The sequence below is a fragment of the Shimia sp. SK013 genome, assembly GCF_001292625.1.
Lineage (GTDB): Bacteria > Pseudomonadota > Alphaproteobacteria > Rhodobacterales > Rhodobacteraceae > Shimia.
In genome coordinates, this window is record NZ_LAJH01000009.1 from 403,574 (window position 1) to 419,673 (window position 16,100).

The following is a 16,100-nucleotide window of genomic DNA, read 5'->3' on the forward strand; positions in this document are numbered from 1 at the left end:
GCGATCGTAATCTGTTGATGGATGACCGGCTGCTCCTAAAAAACCAAACGCACATCAGCTTGCGAGCCTCCCACCATACCCCGCCTGTCCCGCGACCTTTGTAGTTTCCAATTTGAGTGACTAGTCTGGGTCTATGGATGCAATCGATGATCTCAACCGCTGGATGATAACAGAGGGCCGTGTCTCGAACGACCCGACCAAGGTCGTTTCGCATTTATGCGCGACGTTGATCGACGCAGGTGTCCCGCTTTGGCGGGTGAATATCGGGCAACGCTTTGCCAATCCGCTCCTTATTGCCTGGGGGGTTGTCTGGACGCCTGAAGCAACGGAAACATACGATGTCACGCATGCGCGCATGTTGACCGACGGCTATTTGGGAAGCGCTTTCGAATATATTCTGGAGAACCAGCGCCCCTTGCACAAAAGTTTACGTGACCTTGATCCAGAAAAAGACCACGTCTCTTATCTGGAATTCGCCCAAGCAGGTGGCACGGACTATTACGCCACGTTGCTAACCTATGGCGATGAATCACAACACGGCTGTACCTTCGCGACCCAATCTCCAAATGGTTTTTCGCCCAAACACCTAGAGATGATCGAGGCCGCCAAACCCGGACTCGCTTCGGCGCTGGAACCGGTGACCATGCGAAAATCTTCAAAAAGCTTGCTCCGCACTTACCTTGGCGACGGCCCAAGCGAGGCGGTTTGGAGCGGGGCCATTCAACGCGGGGAACGTACAACTCTGGAAGCGGTTGTCATGTTCTCTGATTTACGCGGTTTCACGGCGCTTTCCGACAGCTCGAACGAGACCGACGTATTTGACGCTTTGGAAGGCTATTTTGACGTTGTCGTGCAGTCAGTAGAAGAAATGGACGGAGACGTCTTAAAGTTTATCGGCGACGGCATCCTGTCTATCTTTCCAATTCGGTCGCCCGCAGATCGGTCCCATCAGTGCCAGCAGGCGACACGCGCAGCAAAAGGAGTCCTCACTGGATTGGCTGCGCTCAATAAACAGCGCGCAAAGACAAAAATGCCGCCTCTCGACATTGGCATTGGCATAAATGCAGGGCAGGTCAGTTATGGAAATATCGGGAGCCCTGGAAGACTGGACTTCACTGTACTTGGCAGAGCGGTCAATGTCGCCAGCAGGATCGAAGGTTTGACAAAACTCATAGGGCAACGGGTGTTGGCAACCAGATCAGTTGCCGAGGCAACTCCCGAGCTGTTTACAGGGTGCGGGTCGCACGAGGTGCGCGGGCTCGCAGACGCAATCGACCTTTTTCATCTCTCCGACCCGGCTTCAGACACCTAACGAAAGATACTCAGTTCTGGGTGATGGACACCAAACGCAGAGCCTACCGTCAGAGCGCCGAGAGGCCGCGTAACTTATGGCCTCACCGCAACTTTTCGCGGCCCACGTAATTTAGACACCTCAATGAGCGCGCGCTCAATCAACGTTCTTTTTGCGGCAATGTCCCCTAAAATCCAGAACACCTCTCAGGAACAATATCCTGCCCGTTTGATGCGGCTCTTGGCCGAAGGCTGCTCCAAGTGCCGATACCGTCCGCCAGAGTAACGCCGACAATCGAGCGCATGCCCTGCCGCGATCACAGCCGCGCCGATGTCCTGTCCTTTGACATAGCAAACCCCGATGTAGCGGTCATAAGACCGCTCTCCCGTCAAATCACAGTTCACCTTCTGACCGCGCAGATAATTCACCATCCAACGCTTGGCATCCTGACCCGCCCGGGTTTTCAACTCTGGCGCATCGACGCCCTGAAACCGCACCGGTGTGCCGTCTACAACAATCGTGTCCGCATCGCGCACATGGACATCCGCCGCGAGCGGTGTCGCCATCATCATGATGATGGCCAGTATCAGTTTTTTCATTGGTCTTCTTACGTTCTGAGTGGTGGCTCCCCCCTACACAGAACGATCGTTCGGACCAACAGAAAACTGTTCAAAACTTTGGCTTGGCTGTTACTTCAGGCTTCAAAACAACGCCAATTGATCGCCCTGCGCCAGAGGCGCCTCAAACAGGTCTGTGCGCAGATCGGGCAGCACCTTTGCCAGCCCAAACCGTTTGCGCGCCACCTCAAAGCGTTGCGCAATGATCTCCGCGTAAAAGCCTTCACCGCGCATGCGCTTGCCCCATTGCGCGTCATAATCCTGCCCGCCGTGCATCTCTTGCACCCGCGCCATCACCCGTGATGCGCGGTCCGGATAATGCTCTTCCAGCCATTCCCGAAACAGCGGCGACACCTCACGCGGAAGCCGCAACATGATCCAACTCGCTGCCGTGGCTCCGGCCTCGCGAGAGGCCTCCAAAATGCCCTCCAATTCGTGATCCGTCAGCGCGGGCACAACCGGCGCAATCATGACCCGTACCGGTATCCCCGCAGCCGCAAGGCGCCGCATCGTCTCCAACCGTCGCGCCGGGCGCGGAACGCGCGGTTCCATCTTGCGTGACGTCTCATTGTCCAGCGTGGTAATTGACAGCCCGACATGCACCAACCCGTCGCGCGCCATCTCGCTCAGGATATCAATGTCACGCTCAATCAACGTGCCTTTGGTGACAATTGCCACCGGATGGCGAAAATCGCGCAGCACCTTTAGCACCCGCCGCATCACACGATACTGTCGCTCAATCGGCTGATACGGGTCCGTGTTGGTCCCGATGGCCATAGGCGCAACACTATAAGCTTTGCGCCGCAGCTCCTGATCCAGAACTTCCGCCGCCTTGGGTCGTGCCACCAAACGGGTTTCAAAATCCAACCCTGGTGAATATCCCAGATAGGCATGCGTTGGCCGCGCAAAACAGTAAATACAGCCATGCTCACAGCCGCGGTACGGGTTGATCGAGCGATCAAAATTCAGATCCGGCGAGGTGTTGCGGCTGATCACGCTTCTTGGCCGTTCTTCTTCGACAAAGGTGCGAAAAGCGTTGCGTGCCTCCTCAATCTCCCACCCGTCCTGAATCTCTTCGCGTACAGGCTCAAACCGGCCGGACGCATTGCTGACCGCACCACGCCCGCGGCGACGCTCGGCCTCAACTTTCAAAGACAAATCACCAGACATGCCTCACAAATAGAACAAATAGGGAACACATGCAACGACCCCATGATAACCATGAAAATTTTTCAGCGCTTTGGGGGATTTCTAAACTACAGGTCGCACCCGACACGGGCTATGTCGCTAATCAGACAGTGCAGCCGCGACAAATTGTCGAAAGCTGGACACATAATGACCACCAATTCCGCGCGATAGACGCCGGCGATTTTCAGGGATTCCGCCATGTCCGAAGAAGAAGACGACATCATCCTGTCCGAACTTGATGACGAAGAACTCGTTCAACAGATGTTTGACGACCTCTATGATGGTCTCAGAGAAGAGATCATGGAAGCCGTCAATATCCTGCTGGGACGCGGCTGGGCGCCCTACCGTGTGCTGACAGAGGCATTGGTGGGTGGCATGACCATCGTGGGCAATGATTTCCGCGACGGCATCCTGTTTGTGCCAGAGGTTCTTTTGGCCGCCAACGCAATGAAGGGCGGCATGTCCATCCTGAAACCGCTGCTGGCAGAAACCGGCGCGCCGCGTATGGGCTCCATGGTGATTGGCACTGTCAAAGGCGACATCCACGACATCGGCAAAAACCTCGTCGCTATGATGATGGAAGGCGCCGGTTTTGAAGTGGTCGATCTGGGCATCAACAATCCGGTCGAAAGCTATCTTGAAGCGCTAGAAGAGCACAAACCCGACATCCTCGGCATGTCTGCTCTGCTGACCACAACCATGCCTTACATGAAGGTTGTAATCGACACGCTGATCGAAAAAGGCTTGCGCGATGACTATATCGTGCTTGTCGGAGGCGCGCCCCTGAACGAAGAGTTCGGCAAAGCCATCGGCGCTGACGCGTATTGCCGTGATGCGGCCGTGGCGGTGGAAACCGCCAAAGACTATGTCGCACGCAAACACAATCAAATGAGCGCATAACGCGCTCTTTGGCCAGAACCACTCCCCCCGGATTTCCGGGTCTGGCCTGCCCCAAGGGGTGGGCCATTTTTCTTTAAGGTGGCGCTATGGATCTGCCAAACGACACAACACTAACGGAAACGGGCATGACGCCTGACCATCCCTCAGGCCGCGCGCTTTTGCTTGCATGCGGCGCTCTGGCCCGTGAAATCCTCGACCTGATCAAGCTCAACAACTGGTCCCACATGGACCTGACCTGTTTGCCTGCGATTTTTCACATCCATCCCGAAAAAATCACTCCCGCTGTGCGCGAAGCTGTCGCCAAACACCGCGACGCTTATGATCAGATATTTGTTGTCTATGCAGACTGCGGCACTGGCGGCCTGCTTCAACAGGCTTGCGATGACCTTGGCGTCGAAATGATTGCCGGACCACATTGCTACAGCTTCTTTGAAGGCAACGACCGCTTCGCAGAAATTTCCGAAGACGAGTTCACCGCCTTTTATTTGACCGACTTCCTCGTCCGCCAGTTTGATGCGTTTATTATCAAACCTATGGGGTTGGACCGGCATCCCGAGTTGCGAGACATGTACTTCGGAAACTACGAGAAACTGGTCTATCAGGCGCAAACCGACGACGCGGCCCTGACTGAAAAAGCAAAAGCCTGCGCCGATCGTCTCGGGCTGGCTTTTGAACGTCGTTTTACAGGGTACGGTGATCTCGGCACGGCTCTCGCCGCGCTTTAATGTTTATGTGGCACCGGATCTCGCTTTGGCCATACGCCGCGCTTCCTTGAAGCTCACAAGTTTTCGGCTGCCTGCATCCCACAAGTCGAGCTTGGCGCATTTCAGACTTTCCAAGAGCGTCATCCGCCCCATGTCCTTTAGCTCCGTATGATCCCGCAAAACTTCGGGAAGCCGATAAAACGGGATGCGCGCATACAGGTGGTGCACATGGTGGATGCCGATGTTGGCAGAGAACCAGCGCAGGATCGGCGGCAGGTCATAGTGCGAGCTGCCGTGCAAAGCGGCCTCGTGCAACTGCCAATCCTCAGAGTCGTCCCACTGGGTCTCCTCAAACTGGTGCTGAATGTAAAACAGCCACATGCCAATCGACGCCGCGATCAGGATGGTAGGCAAGAACACCAGGAACAACGCCTGCCACCCACCAAAAAACGCAATCGCAGTCATCAGAACCGCAATGCCCACATTGGTGCCCATCGCCGACACCCAGAACTTGCTGCCCTGTTTCATAAAGCCAACCGGCAGCCGGTTTTGCAAAATAAAGATATAAGTCGGGCCCAGACCAAACAGCACAACAGGGTGGCGGTAAAGGCGATACAACCAACGGCCAAATGGTGTGCGCTGGTGATATTCTTCCGTGGTCAGGGTCATGATGTCACCGATGCCGCGATGACTAAGGTCACCGGCATGGCTGTGGTGGATGGAATGTGAATGCCGCCACACGTCATAGGGTGTCAGCGTCACAATCCCCAAGCCGCGCCCGATCCAGTCGCTTACGTCACGGTTGGCGAAAAACGAACCGTGGCCGCAATCGTGTTGAATGCAAAACAGACGCAACAGGAACAGACCATTGAGAACCGAAATCAGAAATGCGCCGAGATAGCTGTAATGTGCGACCCAACAGGCCAATACCCACAGTGCTACAAACGGTCCAAGACTGACACCAAGCTCAAACCCGCTGCGCAAAGAATTCGGTTCGCGATACTTGGCGAGTGTGCGAACCCAATTGCGCGCACTTTCCGTTTGTTCAACCTGTACCGAATCTTTCATGGCCTGCCATTTCTGCTGCTTCTCTATCCGCGTTAAAGGTTCACACGAATGTATCAAGTCTTGATTACCAATTAGCAGGGGATTTTATCGCAGGGCAAGCAGTAGTGTCACATGCTCTGTGCGACACAATCGCTTGCGTTCACCGCGCTTAGACCAACGAGGTCACCCACAGAATAGTGGCATCGTCGTCACTCAGTGACACCACATTGTGCCCCATGGTCCCGTCATAATAGGCACTGTCCCCGCGCCGCATCTCCACCGGTTCATAAAACTCGGTGTAAAGCGTTATCACGCCGGTCAGCACGAAAAGGAACTCTTCACCGTCATGGCGCACCCAGCCGTCAAATTCGTCCATCGACCGCGCGCGCACCCGCGCCCGATACGGCAACATCGCCTTTTTGCGCAGCCCTTCGGCCAGTAATTCATGCTCATAAGTGGTGGTCACCTGATGCGTGCCTTCGCCGGATTTGACCACAGACATGCGCCCGTTGACCTGCTCCTTTTGCGGAGACGTGAACAGCTGCGGCACCGAAATCTCCAGCCCGACCGCCAGCTTTTTCACCGCATCATAGGTCGGTGACATCTGCCCGTTTTCGATCTTGGAAAGCGTCGAGCGCGCCAATCCCGCTTGATTGGCTGCCTGTTCCAGCGTCCAGTTGCGCGCTTTGCGCAACTCACGCACCCGCACACCAAGATCAAGCGGCTCCACATGATCATGGCCACCACTCTCGCGGGCGATACGGATCAACGATTTTGGGTCTTTTCCTGTCATACCGCGCATTTAGCGCAACCATACCGCAGGGCGCAACCGTTCCCCTTGCAACCCTGTGCCCGCGCGCTTACGCAAGGCACATGCAATCCATCTTTGACAACGGCCCGTTTCGCCCTTGCCCCGCACCTTTCAACATGGCGGCGCATGTGCTGGCACATGCCGATGACCTGCCCGACAAAATTGCGCTGACGGTGCTGGGTGACACCTCCGAGACATGGACATATGCCGCGCTCAAGTCTGCCGTGCTTGGCACCGCAACCGGCCTCTTGAACCACGGCCTCACCCCCGGCGATCACATCCTAATGCGTCTTGGCAATACTGTGGAATTCCCAATTGCCTACCTCGCCTGTATCGCCGCTGGCCTGATCCCCGTGCCCACGTCGTCGCAGCTTACCGAAGCGGACGTTGCCAAGATGGTCTCGGACCTCGCGCCCAAAGCGATCCTTCACGACCCCGATGTGCCCTGCCCCAAAAATCCGGGCTGCAAAATCCTCGCCACTGACACTCTGCATGCCATGCGTGACCTGCCGCCTGCGGACTATGCGATGGGTGATCCGAACCGGCTAGCCTACATCATCTACACGTCAGGAACCTCCGGCAAACCCCGCGCTGTGATGCACGCCCATCGCGCCATCTGGGCGCGTCAAATGATGTTTGATGGCTGGTACGGTCTTCATCAATCAGATCGCTTGCTGCATGCCGGCGCGTTTAACTGGACCTACACGCTGGGCACCGGCTTGATGGATCCATGGTCAATCGGCGCCACTGCGCTGATCCCTGCCGAGGGCACAGCCGTAACCGCCCTGCCCGCCTTATTGGCCAAACACAAAGCCACGATCTTTGCCGCGGCTCCGGGCGTATTTCGCAAGCTGCTGTCCGATACCCCCGATATCCACCTGCCCGACTTGCGCCACGGTCTGACCGCCGGCGAAAAACTTTCCGAAACCATCCGCGAAGACTGGGCCACTGCGACAGACACCGCTCTGTATGAGGCTTACGGAATGTCAGAGTGCTCCACCTTTATCTCTTCCAGCCCCGCCGCGCCGGCGCACGCAGGCACCCTTGGCCGCCCGCAAAACGGCCGCCGCATCGCACTGTTGGACGAAAACGGGGATGCCATAGCTTTGGGAGAAGAAGGCACCATCGCCGTACACCACACCGATCCGGGTCTGATGCTTGGCTATTTCGGCGCCCCGCAAGACACCGCTGACAAATATGCAGGCGACTGGTTTCTGACCGGCGACCGCGGCACGATGGATAGAGACAACTACATCACCTATTCGGGCCGCGCCGACGACATGATGAACGCCGGCGGCTTTCGCGTCTCGCCAATCGAAGTTGAATCCGCCCTGTCCCGCTTTTCCGGCATCACCGGCGTCGCCGCCACCGACGTAGAGATAAAAACCGACGTGCGCGTCATTGCCGCGTTTTACACGTCCGATCACGATCTGGACGAAACCGCGCTCAAAGCCTTTGCCCAAGAGACGCTTGCGCGCTACAAGCAACCGCGACTTTTCAAACGGCTGGACACCCTGCCGACAAACCCCAATGGCAAACTCAGCCGACGCGCCCTGCGCGACCAATTCAAGGCCCAATCATGATCAAACTCGACATCCTGTCCGACCCCATCTGCCCTTGGTGCCTTATTGGCAAAACCCGCTTGGAAAAAGCGATGGAAGCCGAAGACGACCACCCGTTTACGATCGAATGGCATCCTTTCCAGCTCAATCCCGACATGCCCAAAGCAGGCATGGACCGGCGCGAGTATCTCGAAACCAAATTCGGCGGCAAAGAAAACGCCGTACGTGTGTATGACGAAATCGCCCGCCACGCCGAAGAAGAAGGTATTGATATCGATTTTGGTGCCATCCAGCGCACCCCAAATACCGTGGACGCCCACCGTCTGATCCATTGGGCCGGTATCGAAAACAAACAAAACGACGTGGTGAACGCCTTGTTCAAAGCCTACTTCAAAGAGGGCCGCGACATTGGCAACGCCGAGGTTTTGGCCGATTTGGCAGACACCGCCGGAATGGACGCCGCTGTGGTTGCCAAACTTCTAAGCAGCGATGCCGACATCGAAAGCATTCAGCAACGTGACGCGCATTCCCGCGAAATGGGTGTGAACTCTGTGCCGACCTTCATTGTCGCAAACCAACACGCTGTTCCGGGGGCGCAGTCGGTTGAACTTTGGCGTCAGGTCATGAACGAACTTAAGGCGCAGCAAGATAGCTAAAACAGTCTGAACAGATGTTCACTTTCTGTCTTGTCGCTCTTTCGTCCCCGCGTTAAATAATAACAATCCCGCGGCCCATTTTGGACGCCGGATAACATATTCAAGTTGACCCCAGCCGTTGGCCTGCCAACAAGACGCGCGGCGTCTTCTTAGCAGCCTGCGCCCGGGTGTTGCGAAGGAAGCAGACATGACAAAAGACTCCCTGCCTATGTCGCAGGTCGAATTCATCGCGCTTTGTGCCATGATGTTTGCAACGATCGCCTTCTCGATTGACGCGATGCTGCCCGCCTTGCCCGAGATTGCCGAAGAACTCAGCCCGGGCAACCTCAACCGCGCAACGCTGATCATCACCTCCTTTGTGATGGGCATGGGCATTGGCACGCTGTTCACCGGCCCGCTTTCGGATCGCTTTGGGCGCAAAGTTGTGCTGATCGGCGGCGCGGCAATTTACTCGCTTTGTGCTTTCATCGGCTGGTACAGCGAAACACTGGAATGGGTGCTTGCTGCCCGTCTGATGCAAGGTCTCGGTGCCGCGGGTCCGCGCATTGTGACGCTTGCCATTGTGCGCGATTTGTATTCCGGCCGCGAAATGGCGCGGATTATGTCGTTCGCGATGATGGTCTTTACCTTGGTTCCGGCGATTGCGCCGCTGCTCGGTCAGTTCATTATTGATGTTTCATCTTGGCGGGGCATTTTCGTCGCGTTTATCATCTTTTCTCTGATTTCCGTTTTATGGATTGGTTTCCGCCTGCCGGAACCGCTGGCTGTGGAAAACCGCCGCCCGTTCAGCATTGCCAAAATCATCTCAGGTATGCGCGACATGTGGAAGATCCCGGCGGTCCGCACCTCTATGATGGTGCAATCTTTGGTATTTGGTGGCCTCTTTGCTTTGATCAGCTCGGTTCATCCGATCTACGACCAAACCTACGGACGCGCCGAAGAATTCCCTTACTGGTTTGCTGGGATTGCCCTGCTCTCCGGGTCCGCCAGCCTGCTCAATGCCCGCCTCGTGATGCGGCTCGGCATGCGGTATCTGGTGACAGTGGCGCTTGGCTTGCAGGTGTTCATCGGCATCGCCATGATCGCCGCGACCATCATCCAGAACCTCGACCTGCAATTCTACGCTTTTGCGTTTTGGCAGCTTTGCGGATTCTTCTTTGTCGGCATGACCATCGGCAATCTGAACGCTCTTGCCATGGAACCTCTTGGCCATATGGCCGGTACAGCCGCCTCGGTTATGGGCGCCGTGTCCACCATACTCGGGGCGTTTTTGGCAGCACCCATCGCCTTGATGTATGACGGCACCGCATTGCCTCTAGCGTTGTCCCTGACGGTTCTCTTGACCCTCAGCTTCGGGCTAATGTTGCACATGCGACGTCTGGAGCAAATCGCAGTGTGACTGCCCCAACCGGTGCGCGATCCCTGCAGACCTTGCCCCGCTATTTTGCCTTGAAACGGCACTGACGCATTACATCCGCGATACCGACGCTATGCCGACGTGGATTTTGCCGCCCTTTTGCGCTTCTTCTCGGTAACCACCTTTTGCGCCAGATCACGTGCTATCGCAAAGGCACCTTTGATCTTGTCGCTGTCTTTGGCCCAATCGCGCCGCACCACGATCTTGTTGTCTTTGACCTTGGCCAGCCCTTGCTGATCGTGAATGAATTCGACCAACCCCGCAGGTGATGCAAACTTGTCATTGTGGAACTGCAAAGTGGCACCCTTTGGCCCCCCATCCAGCTTGGCAATACCGGCCTTCTTGCACATCTCCTTGATGCGAACAATCAACAGCAAGGTATTGACCTCTTTCGGCAATTTCCCAAACCGGTCAATCAGTTCGGCGGCGAAACCCTCCAACTCGACTTTCCCTTGAAGCCCACTCAGACGGCGGTACAGACCCAGACGCACATCCAGATCCGGCACATAGTTTTCTGGGATCAGAACCGGTACACCAAGATTGATCTGCGGCGCCCATTGGTCATCCGCTTCTGACAATCCTTCAAGCTCTCCAGCTTTGATCTTGGCAATGGCTTCTTGAAGCATGGATTGATAAAGCTCATAGCCCACATCCCGCATCTGCCCTGACTGTTCCTCGCCCAGCAAGTTACCTGCGCCTCGAATGTCAAGGTCTTGAGAAGCAAGGGTAAATCCGGCTCCCAATGTGTCCAGCGACCCCAATACCCGCAGCCGTTTCTCCGCCGCCGGCGTCAGTTTCACCCGCGGTTTTGTGGTCAAATAGGCATAGGCCCGCGTCTTGGATCGTCCAACGCGGCCGCGAATTTGATACAACTGCGCCAGACCAAACATATCTGCCCGGTGCACAACCATGGTGTTGGCCGTCGGAATGTCCAACCCGCTTTCCACAATTGTCGTGGCCAAAAGCACATCATATTTGCCGTCGTAAAACGCGTTCATCCGGTCATCAAGCTCACCGGCCGCCATCTGGCCGTTGGCCACAACAAAGCTGACCTCAGGAACATGATCTCGCAAAAACGCTTCAATATCAGGTAGATCAGCCACACGAGGTACAACATAAAACGACTGTCCGCCTCGATAGTGCTCGCGCAGCAAAGCCTCACGAATTGTGATGGCATCAAATTCGCTCACATAGGTGCGGATCGACAAACGGTCGACCGGTGGCGTTCCAATGATCGACAAGTCCCGCACGCCCGACAACGACAGTTGCAATGTGCGTGGGATCGGCGTCGCGGTCAGGGTCAACACATGCACATCACTGCGCATCTGTTTGAGCCGCTCTTTGTGAGAAACACCAAAGTGTTGCTCTTCATCGATGATCAATAGCCCGAGGGTCTTGAACCGAATGCTTTTCGCCAAAAGCGCATGGGTGCCGATCACGATATCCACAGTACCACGGCTCAGACCGTCTCGGGTTTTATCGGCCTCTTTTGCGCCCACAAACCTCGACAGGGATCTGATTTCCAACGGAAATCCACGAAATCTCTCTGCAAAACTTTTGGTATGTTGCCGGGCCAAAAGCGTGGTTGGTGCGATCACCGCTACTTGTTGACCCGACATCGCCGCAACAAAGGCCGCGCGCATCGCCACTTCGGTTTTGCCAAAACCAACGTCGCCGCAAATCAACCGATCCATCGGTCGCCCCGACCCAAGATCGCCAATCACATCTTCAATCGCACGCAGCTGGTCGTCCGTCTCCTGATACGGAAAACGCGCTGAGAACTCTTCCCAGACGTGGTGCTCCGTCTCCAGAACTGGCGCCTTACGCAATTCCCGCTCCGCTGCTACGCGAATAAGCCGGTCTGCCATTTCGCGGATACGCTCTTTGAGCTTGGCTTTCTTGGCCTGCCAAGCACCGCCACCCAACTTGTCCAACAGCCCTTCGTCATGGCCGAATTTCGACAACAACTCTATGTTTTCGACTGGAAGGTAAAGCTTTGATCGTTCGGCATATTCAAGCGTTATGCATTCATGTGCCGCACCCGCCGCGGTGACCACTTCAAGGCCGGTAAACCGCCCGATCCCGTGGTCCACGTGCACCACCAGATCACCCGGACTGAGGGCCTGGGTTTCGGTTAGGAAATTCTCGGCCCTACGCTTCTTACGCGGCGCGCGGATCAGGCGATCACCAAGCACATCTTGCTCGGATATCACCGTCATAGCGTCGGATTCGAAGCCATGCTCCAACGACCATACGGCAAGGAACAATCCGGCTTTACCAATCCTGCTTGAATCGGTCACAGGGATGGTCTCAGCCAGACCTTCGTCCTCGATCAACCCGCTCAGACGCTCCCGTGCGCCTTCCGAATAGCTCGCAACGACAACGGGACCCATCGCCATTTTTGCACGAATATGGTCACCCAAAACACTGAAAAGGCTTACGTTTTCCAATTGTCTTTCTGGTGAAAAGTTGCGCCCGATGCGCCCACCTGCATCGATCACGCCCGGTCCGCTTGCCTGCGGCAACGGCTTATAATGCAACACCCGCCGTCCGGTCACAATTTCATCCCAAGCAGTCTCATCCAGATACAGCAGTTCCGGTGAAACTGGTTTGTAGACAGTGTCGACGCGGCTTTTCTGACCCATCGCTATTTTGCGGGTCTCGTACTGATCTACCACCGACTCCCAACGTGAAATTCGGGCCGCATCTGATTGATCGTCCTGCGAAATTGCGGCATCCGGCAAGTAGTCGAACAAAGTTTCAAGTCGTTCATGAAAGAACGGCAACCAATGCTCGACACCTTGATGCTTGCGCCCTGCACTAACGGCCTCGTAAAGCGGATCATCAGTGCCTGCCGCGCCAAATTCGATCCGGTAATTTTGCCGGAACCGCGTGATCGCAGCATCATCCAAAATGATCTCGCTGACGGGTGCAAGCTCGACACGTTCCAGTTTCTCGGTGGTGCGTTGAGTTGCCGGATCAAACCGACGTGCCCCATCAAGAACATCGCCAAAAAGATCCAACCTGACTGGCCCGCTGTCACCTGGGGGGAAGATGTCTATGATCCCACCACGGACAGCATAATCGCCCGGCTCCATCACCGTAGGTGCTTGCGTAAATCCCATACGTACAAGGAAGTTGCGAAGCGCGCCTTCGTCGATCCGTCCATCAACTTGCGCCTTGAACGCCGCCTCTTTCAACAATTCCCGCGCCGGAACCCGCTGGGTCGCCGCGTTCAGGGTTGTCAGCAAAACAAACTGCGACGGCATGTCGTGCACCAACGCCGCTAACGTCGCCATGCGCGTGGCTGAAATATCCGCATTGGGCGACACCCGGTCATAGGGAAGACAATCCCAACCGGGAAAGGCTATCACCGGCATATCAGGTTGAAAGAACGCAAGCCCCGCCTGCATGGCCGCCAACCGCTTGTCGTCGCGGGCCACGTGAATCACCGGCCGGCCAGAGCTCGCAATCTCTTGCAAAATCAGCTTGGCGTCATAGCCTTCGGGCGCACCGCCCACCAGAATGTGTTGCGCATCACGCATGGTCTGTTCATCCAGTCATGGCCGCGCCGGGCGTTAGCCCAGCGGAGAAATCTGAAAGTTCTGATACATGCCCCAAAGAGAGGTCACAAATATCGAAAGCATCCCAACAAGTTGCACCCAGAATCTGTGGCGCCCCAGTCGCCGCCACAAATCTTCGCCTTCACTCTCCTCAGCCTGCACCCTGCGTGCAGTGCGAACGCTCATGGCACCCACCAAAGTCATCGGCCCCATCAACAAAAACACCGCCTGAGCAAATTCTACACTGTAGAAAAAACCGAGACCGATCAGCGAGGTATGAACAAAAAACGCGAGTAGTATCAACCATATGCCGGACACATCCGCGATATGAAGAATGCGGTTGGTGTTGATACGGACCAGATCGTGAAGGTCCACCACAGACTGCCCCCCTACGCGGCGGGCGCGCAAAACGGTGTCCCAAGGCACACCCAACACCCAGTGGCTGGCGGATGACCAAGCCACGGCCAAGGCGATCCAATACCAAAGGTTGGAGAAGCTGCGCATGTCGATGAGTTCGAAAATTGTCTGGCTCAGGTCCAAGATATGTCTGCCTGTAAAGATTTCTAACCGACATACCGCGCTGCGCCGGCAATTCCTAGCCCTTGAGGTGCGCGAATTTACGTGGCACCTCTGACATAGCCGTTACGCTGAGGACAACATGACCCAATTGCCTGCCCCATTCCCGACCGCTCGCTTGCGCCGCACTCGTCAATCCGCAGCTTTCCGCGGACTTGTGCGCGAAAACACTCTGACGGTGGATGATCTGATCTGGCCTGTGTTTGTACGCGACGGCGAAGGAATTGAAGAACCCGTGACCTCAATGCCGGGCGTCATGCGCCGATCGGTGGACAGAATCGTCGAGGCCGCTCGTGAAGCCGCTGATCTGGGCATTCCGGTGATTTGCCTGTTTCCTTACACTGACCCGTCGCTCAAGACCGAAGACTGTGCCGAGGCCTGGAACCCCGACAACCTGTCAAACCGCGCCACCCGCGCCATCAAAGACGCCGTTCCCGAAATCGCTGTGATGACCGATGTGGCGCTCGATCCCTACAATATCAACGGCCATGACGGCTTTGTTGTGGATGGACAGATTTTGAATGATCAAACCGTCGAAGCCCTTGTCAAACAAGCCCTTGCCCAAGCTGACGCGGGCGCCGATATCATTGGGCCGAGCGATATGATGGACGGCCGCATCGGTGCCATTCGCGCCGCTCTGGAGGCCTCCGGCCATCAAAACGTAACGCTGATGAGCTATGCCGCAAAATACGCCTCCGCCTTTTATGGCCCCTTCCGCGATGCCGTAGGCGCATCAGGCGCGCTCAAGGGCGACAAAACCACGTATCAAATGGACCCAGCCAACAGCGACGAGGCATTGCGCTGTGTCGCACGCGATTTGGCCGAAGGCGCCGACATGGTCATGGTCAAACCGGGCATGCCGTATCTGGATATCTGCCGACGTGTCAAAGACAGCTTTGGCGTGCCGACATGCGCCTATCAGGTCAGTGGCGAATACGCGATGATTTCGGCTGCCGCGCAAAACGGCTGGATCGATGGCGACAAGGCCATGCTGGAAAGCCTGATGGCTTTCAAACGGGCTGGATGCGACGGCATCCTGACCTATTTCGCACCCAAAGTGGCGCAATATTTGAATAAACAATGACATGTCGACGCTGTCGCATAGGGTGACAGAACCGCTATAATTGCGTATAGTAATGCCAAACCGGAAAAACCGGCGGTAGAAGCAGTAAAAACAAGATACAAACCACATACGGGCAAATGACATGAACAACATGACACGGCGCGGCTTCGCGCTCAGCGGAATGGCAGCGGCGGGCATGACCGCTGCATGCGGCAACGGAGTAGGCTCCAACGGCGCCAACGAAATCGACGCACGAGTCGATGCAACGTTGAATTTTCTCTACTCCGAATACCCAAACACAACCGACCTGCGAGACAAGGCCACCGGTATTCTGGTGATGCCGGTGATCACCGAGGCGGGCTTTGGTTTTGGCGCCGGCTATGGGCGCGGCGCGCTGCGTATCAACAACACGACGGTAGACTATTATTCCGCCACCAAAGGCAGCTTTGGCCTCCAGATTGGCGCGCAACAGCACGCGCACGTCTTGTTCTTCATGACCGAAGGTGCCCTTTCGGAATTCCGCCGTTCCAGCGGCTGGGCCGCCGGCGCCGGAATGGAATATGTTGTCGCCAACGAGGCGGGCAATATGAGCGCAGAAACCACAAACCTGTTGGCTCCGGTCATCGCTGTGATTTTTGCCCAGGCCGGGCTCAAAGTTGGCGCAACACTTGAAGGCGTCAAATACTCGCGCATCATCCCCTAACC

Annotated in this window: 14 protein-coding genes; 8 read left to right on the top strand and 6 right to left on the bottom strand. The window is 56.2% G+C overall.

All coding sequences use genetic code 11. The annotated features are described in order from the left end of the window. Positions 1–133: 133 nt before the first annotated feature. The gene (locus SHIM_RS04480) at positions 134–1,312 is read left to right on the top strand and encodes an adenylate/guanylate cyclase domain-containing protein (RefSeq protein WP_054001404.1); all 1,179 of its coding nucleotides are present in this window, start codon (positions 134–136) and stop codon (positions 1,310–1,312) included. A 185-nt stretch (positions 1,313–1,497) separates the two neighbouring features. Here SHIM_RS04480 and SHIM_RS04485 read toward each other — a convergent pair whose 3' ends face one another. Further along, on the bottom strand, positions 1,498–1,890 hold the full coding sequence (locus tag SHIM_RS04485; RefSeq protein ID WP_054001405.1) for a thermonuclease family protein: 393 nt from the start codon (positions 1,888–1,890) through the stop codon (positions 1,498–1,500). Positions 1,891–1,992: 102 nt separating this feature from the next. Beyond that, a complete protein-coding gene (locus SHIM_RS04490) occupies positions 1,993–3,078 on the bottom strand; it encodes a PA0069 family radical SAM protein (protein ID WP_054001406.1) in 1,086 nt (361 codons plus the stop codon). A 216-nt stretch (positions 3,079–3,294) separates the two neighbouring features. On the opposite strand from SHIM_RS04490, the gene SHIM_RS04495 reads away from it, so the two are divergent. Together SHIM_RS04495 and SHIM_RS04500 are read left to right on the top strand one after the other, a co-directional pair. Further along, on the top strand, positions 3,295–3,996 hold the full coding sequence (locus SHIM_RS04495) for a corrinoid protein (protein ID WP_054001407.1): 702 nt from the start codon (positions 3,295–3,297) through the stop codon (positions 3,994–3,996). A gap of 86 nt (positions 3,997–4,082) precedes the next feature. Next, positions 4,083–4,721 (top strand): DUF1638 domain-containing protein, encoded by a 639-nt coding sequence (locus tag SHIM_RS04500; protein WP_054001408.1) that lies wholly within the window; start codon positions 4,083–4,085, stop codon positions 4,719–4,721. 3 nt (positions 4,722–4,724) lie between these two features. Here the strand turns inward: SHIM_RS04500 and SHIM_RS04505 are convergent, their stop codons facing one another. Continuing rightward, positions 4,725–5,768 (bottom strand): fatty acid desaturase, encoded by a 1,044-nt coding sequence (locus tag SHIM_RS04505; protein WP_054001409.1) that lies wholly within the window; start codon positions 5,766–5,768, stop codon positions 4,725–4,727. A 148-nt stretch (positions 5,769–5,916) separates the two neighbouring features. Beyond that, positions 5,917–6,540 (bottom strand): helix-turn-helix domain-containing protein, encoded by a 624-nt coding sequence (locus tag SHIM_RS04510; RefSeq protein ID WP_054001976.1) that lies wholly within the window; start codon positions 6,538–6,540, stop codon positions 5,917–5,919. Between the two features lie 80 nt (positions 6,541–6,620). On the opposite strand from SHIM_RS04510, the gene SHIM_RS04515 reads away from it, so the two are divergent. The 3 genes from SHIM_RS04515 to SHIM_RS04525 all read left to right on the top strand — a co-directional run bounded on the left by SHIM_RS04515 (position 6,621) and on the right by SHIM_RS04525 (position 10,175). After that, positions 6,621–8,141 (top strand): class I adenylate-forming enzyme family protein, encoded by a 1,521-nt coding sequence (locus SHIM_RS04515; RefSeq protein WP_054001410.1) that lies wholly within the window; start codon positions 6,621–6,623, stop codon positions 8,139–8,141. Continuing rightward, a complete protein-coding gene (locus SHIM_RS04520) occupies positions 8,138–8,776 on the top strand; it encodes a DsbA family oxidoreductase (protein ID WP_054001411.1) in 639 nt (212 codons plus the stop codon). Before SHIM_RS04515 ends, SHIM_RS04520 begins: the two co-directional genes overlap by 4 nt. 187 nt (positions 8,777–8,963) lie before the next feature. Next, positions 8,964–10,175, top strand: coding sequence for a multidrug effflux MFS transporter (locus tag SHIM_RS04525; RefSeq protein ID WP_054001977.1), 1,212 nt, complete (start codon positions 8,964–8,966; stop codon positions 10,173–10,175). Between the two features lie 89 nt (positions 10,176–10,264). On the opposite strand, the gene mfd is transcribed toward SHIM_RS04525, so the two are convergent. Together mfd and SHIM_RS04535 are read right to left on the bottom strand one after the other, a co-directional pair. Further along, the gene (gene mfd, locus SHIM_RS04530; RefSeq protein WP_054001412.1) at positions 10,265–13,738 is read right to left on the bottom strand and encodes a transcription-repair coupling factor; all 3,474 of its coding nucleotides are present in this window, start codon (positions 13,736–13,738) and stop codon (positions 10,265–10,267) included. Positions 13,739–13,771: 33 nt separating this feature from the next. Further along, entirely contained in the window at positions 13,772–14,296 is a 525-nt protein-coding gene (locus tag SHIM_RS04535) for a hypothetical protein (RefSeq protein WP_054001413.1), read from the bottom strand. A 118-nt stretch (positions 14,297–14,414) separates the two neighbouring features. Between SHIM_RS04535 and hemB the strand changes: the two genes are divergently transcribed. Together hemB and SHIM_RS04545 are read left to right on the top strand one after the other, a co-directional pair. Next, the gene (gene hemB, locus SHIM_RS04540; protein WP_054001414.1) at positions 14,415–15,416 is read left to right on the top strand and encodes a porphobilinogen synthase; all 1,002 of its coding nucleotides are present in this window, start codon (positions 14,415–14,417) and stop codon (positions 15,414–15,416) included. 121 nt (positions 15,417–15,537) lie between these two features. Further along, positions 15,538–16,098, top strand: a complete 561-nt coding sequence (locus SHIM_RS04545; protein WP_193749855.1) for a lipid-binding SYLF domain-containing protein — start codon at positions 15,538–15,540, stop codon at positions 16,096–16,098. The last annotated feature ends 2 nt before the right edge of the window (positions 16,099–16,100 follow it).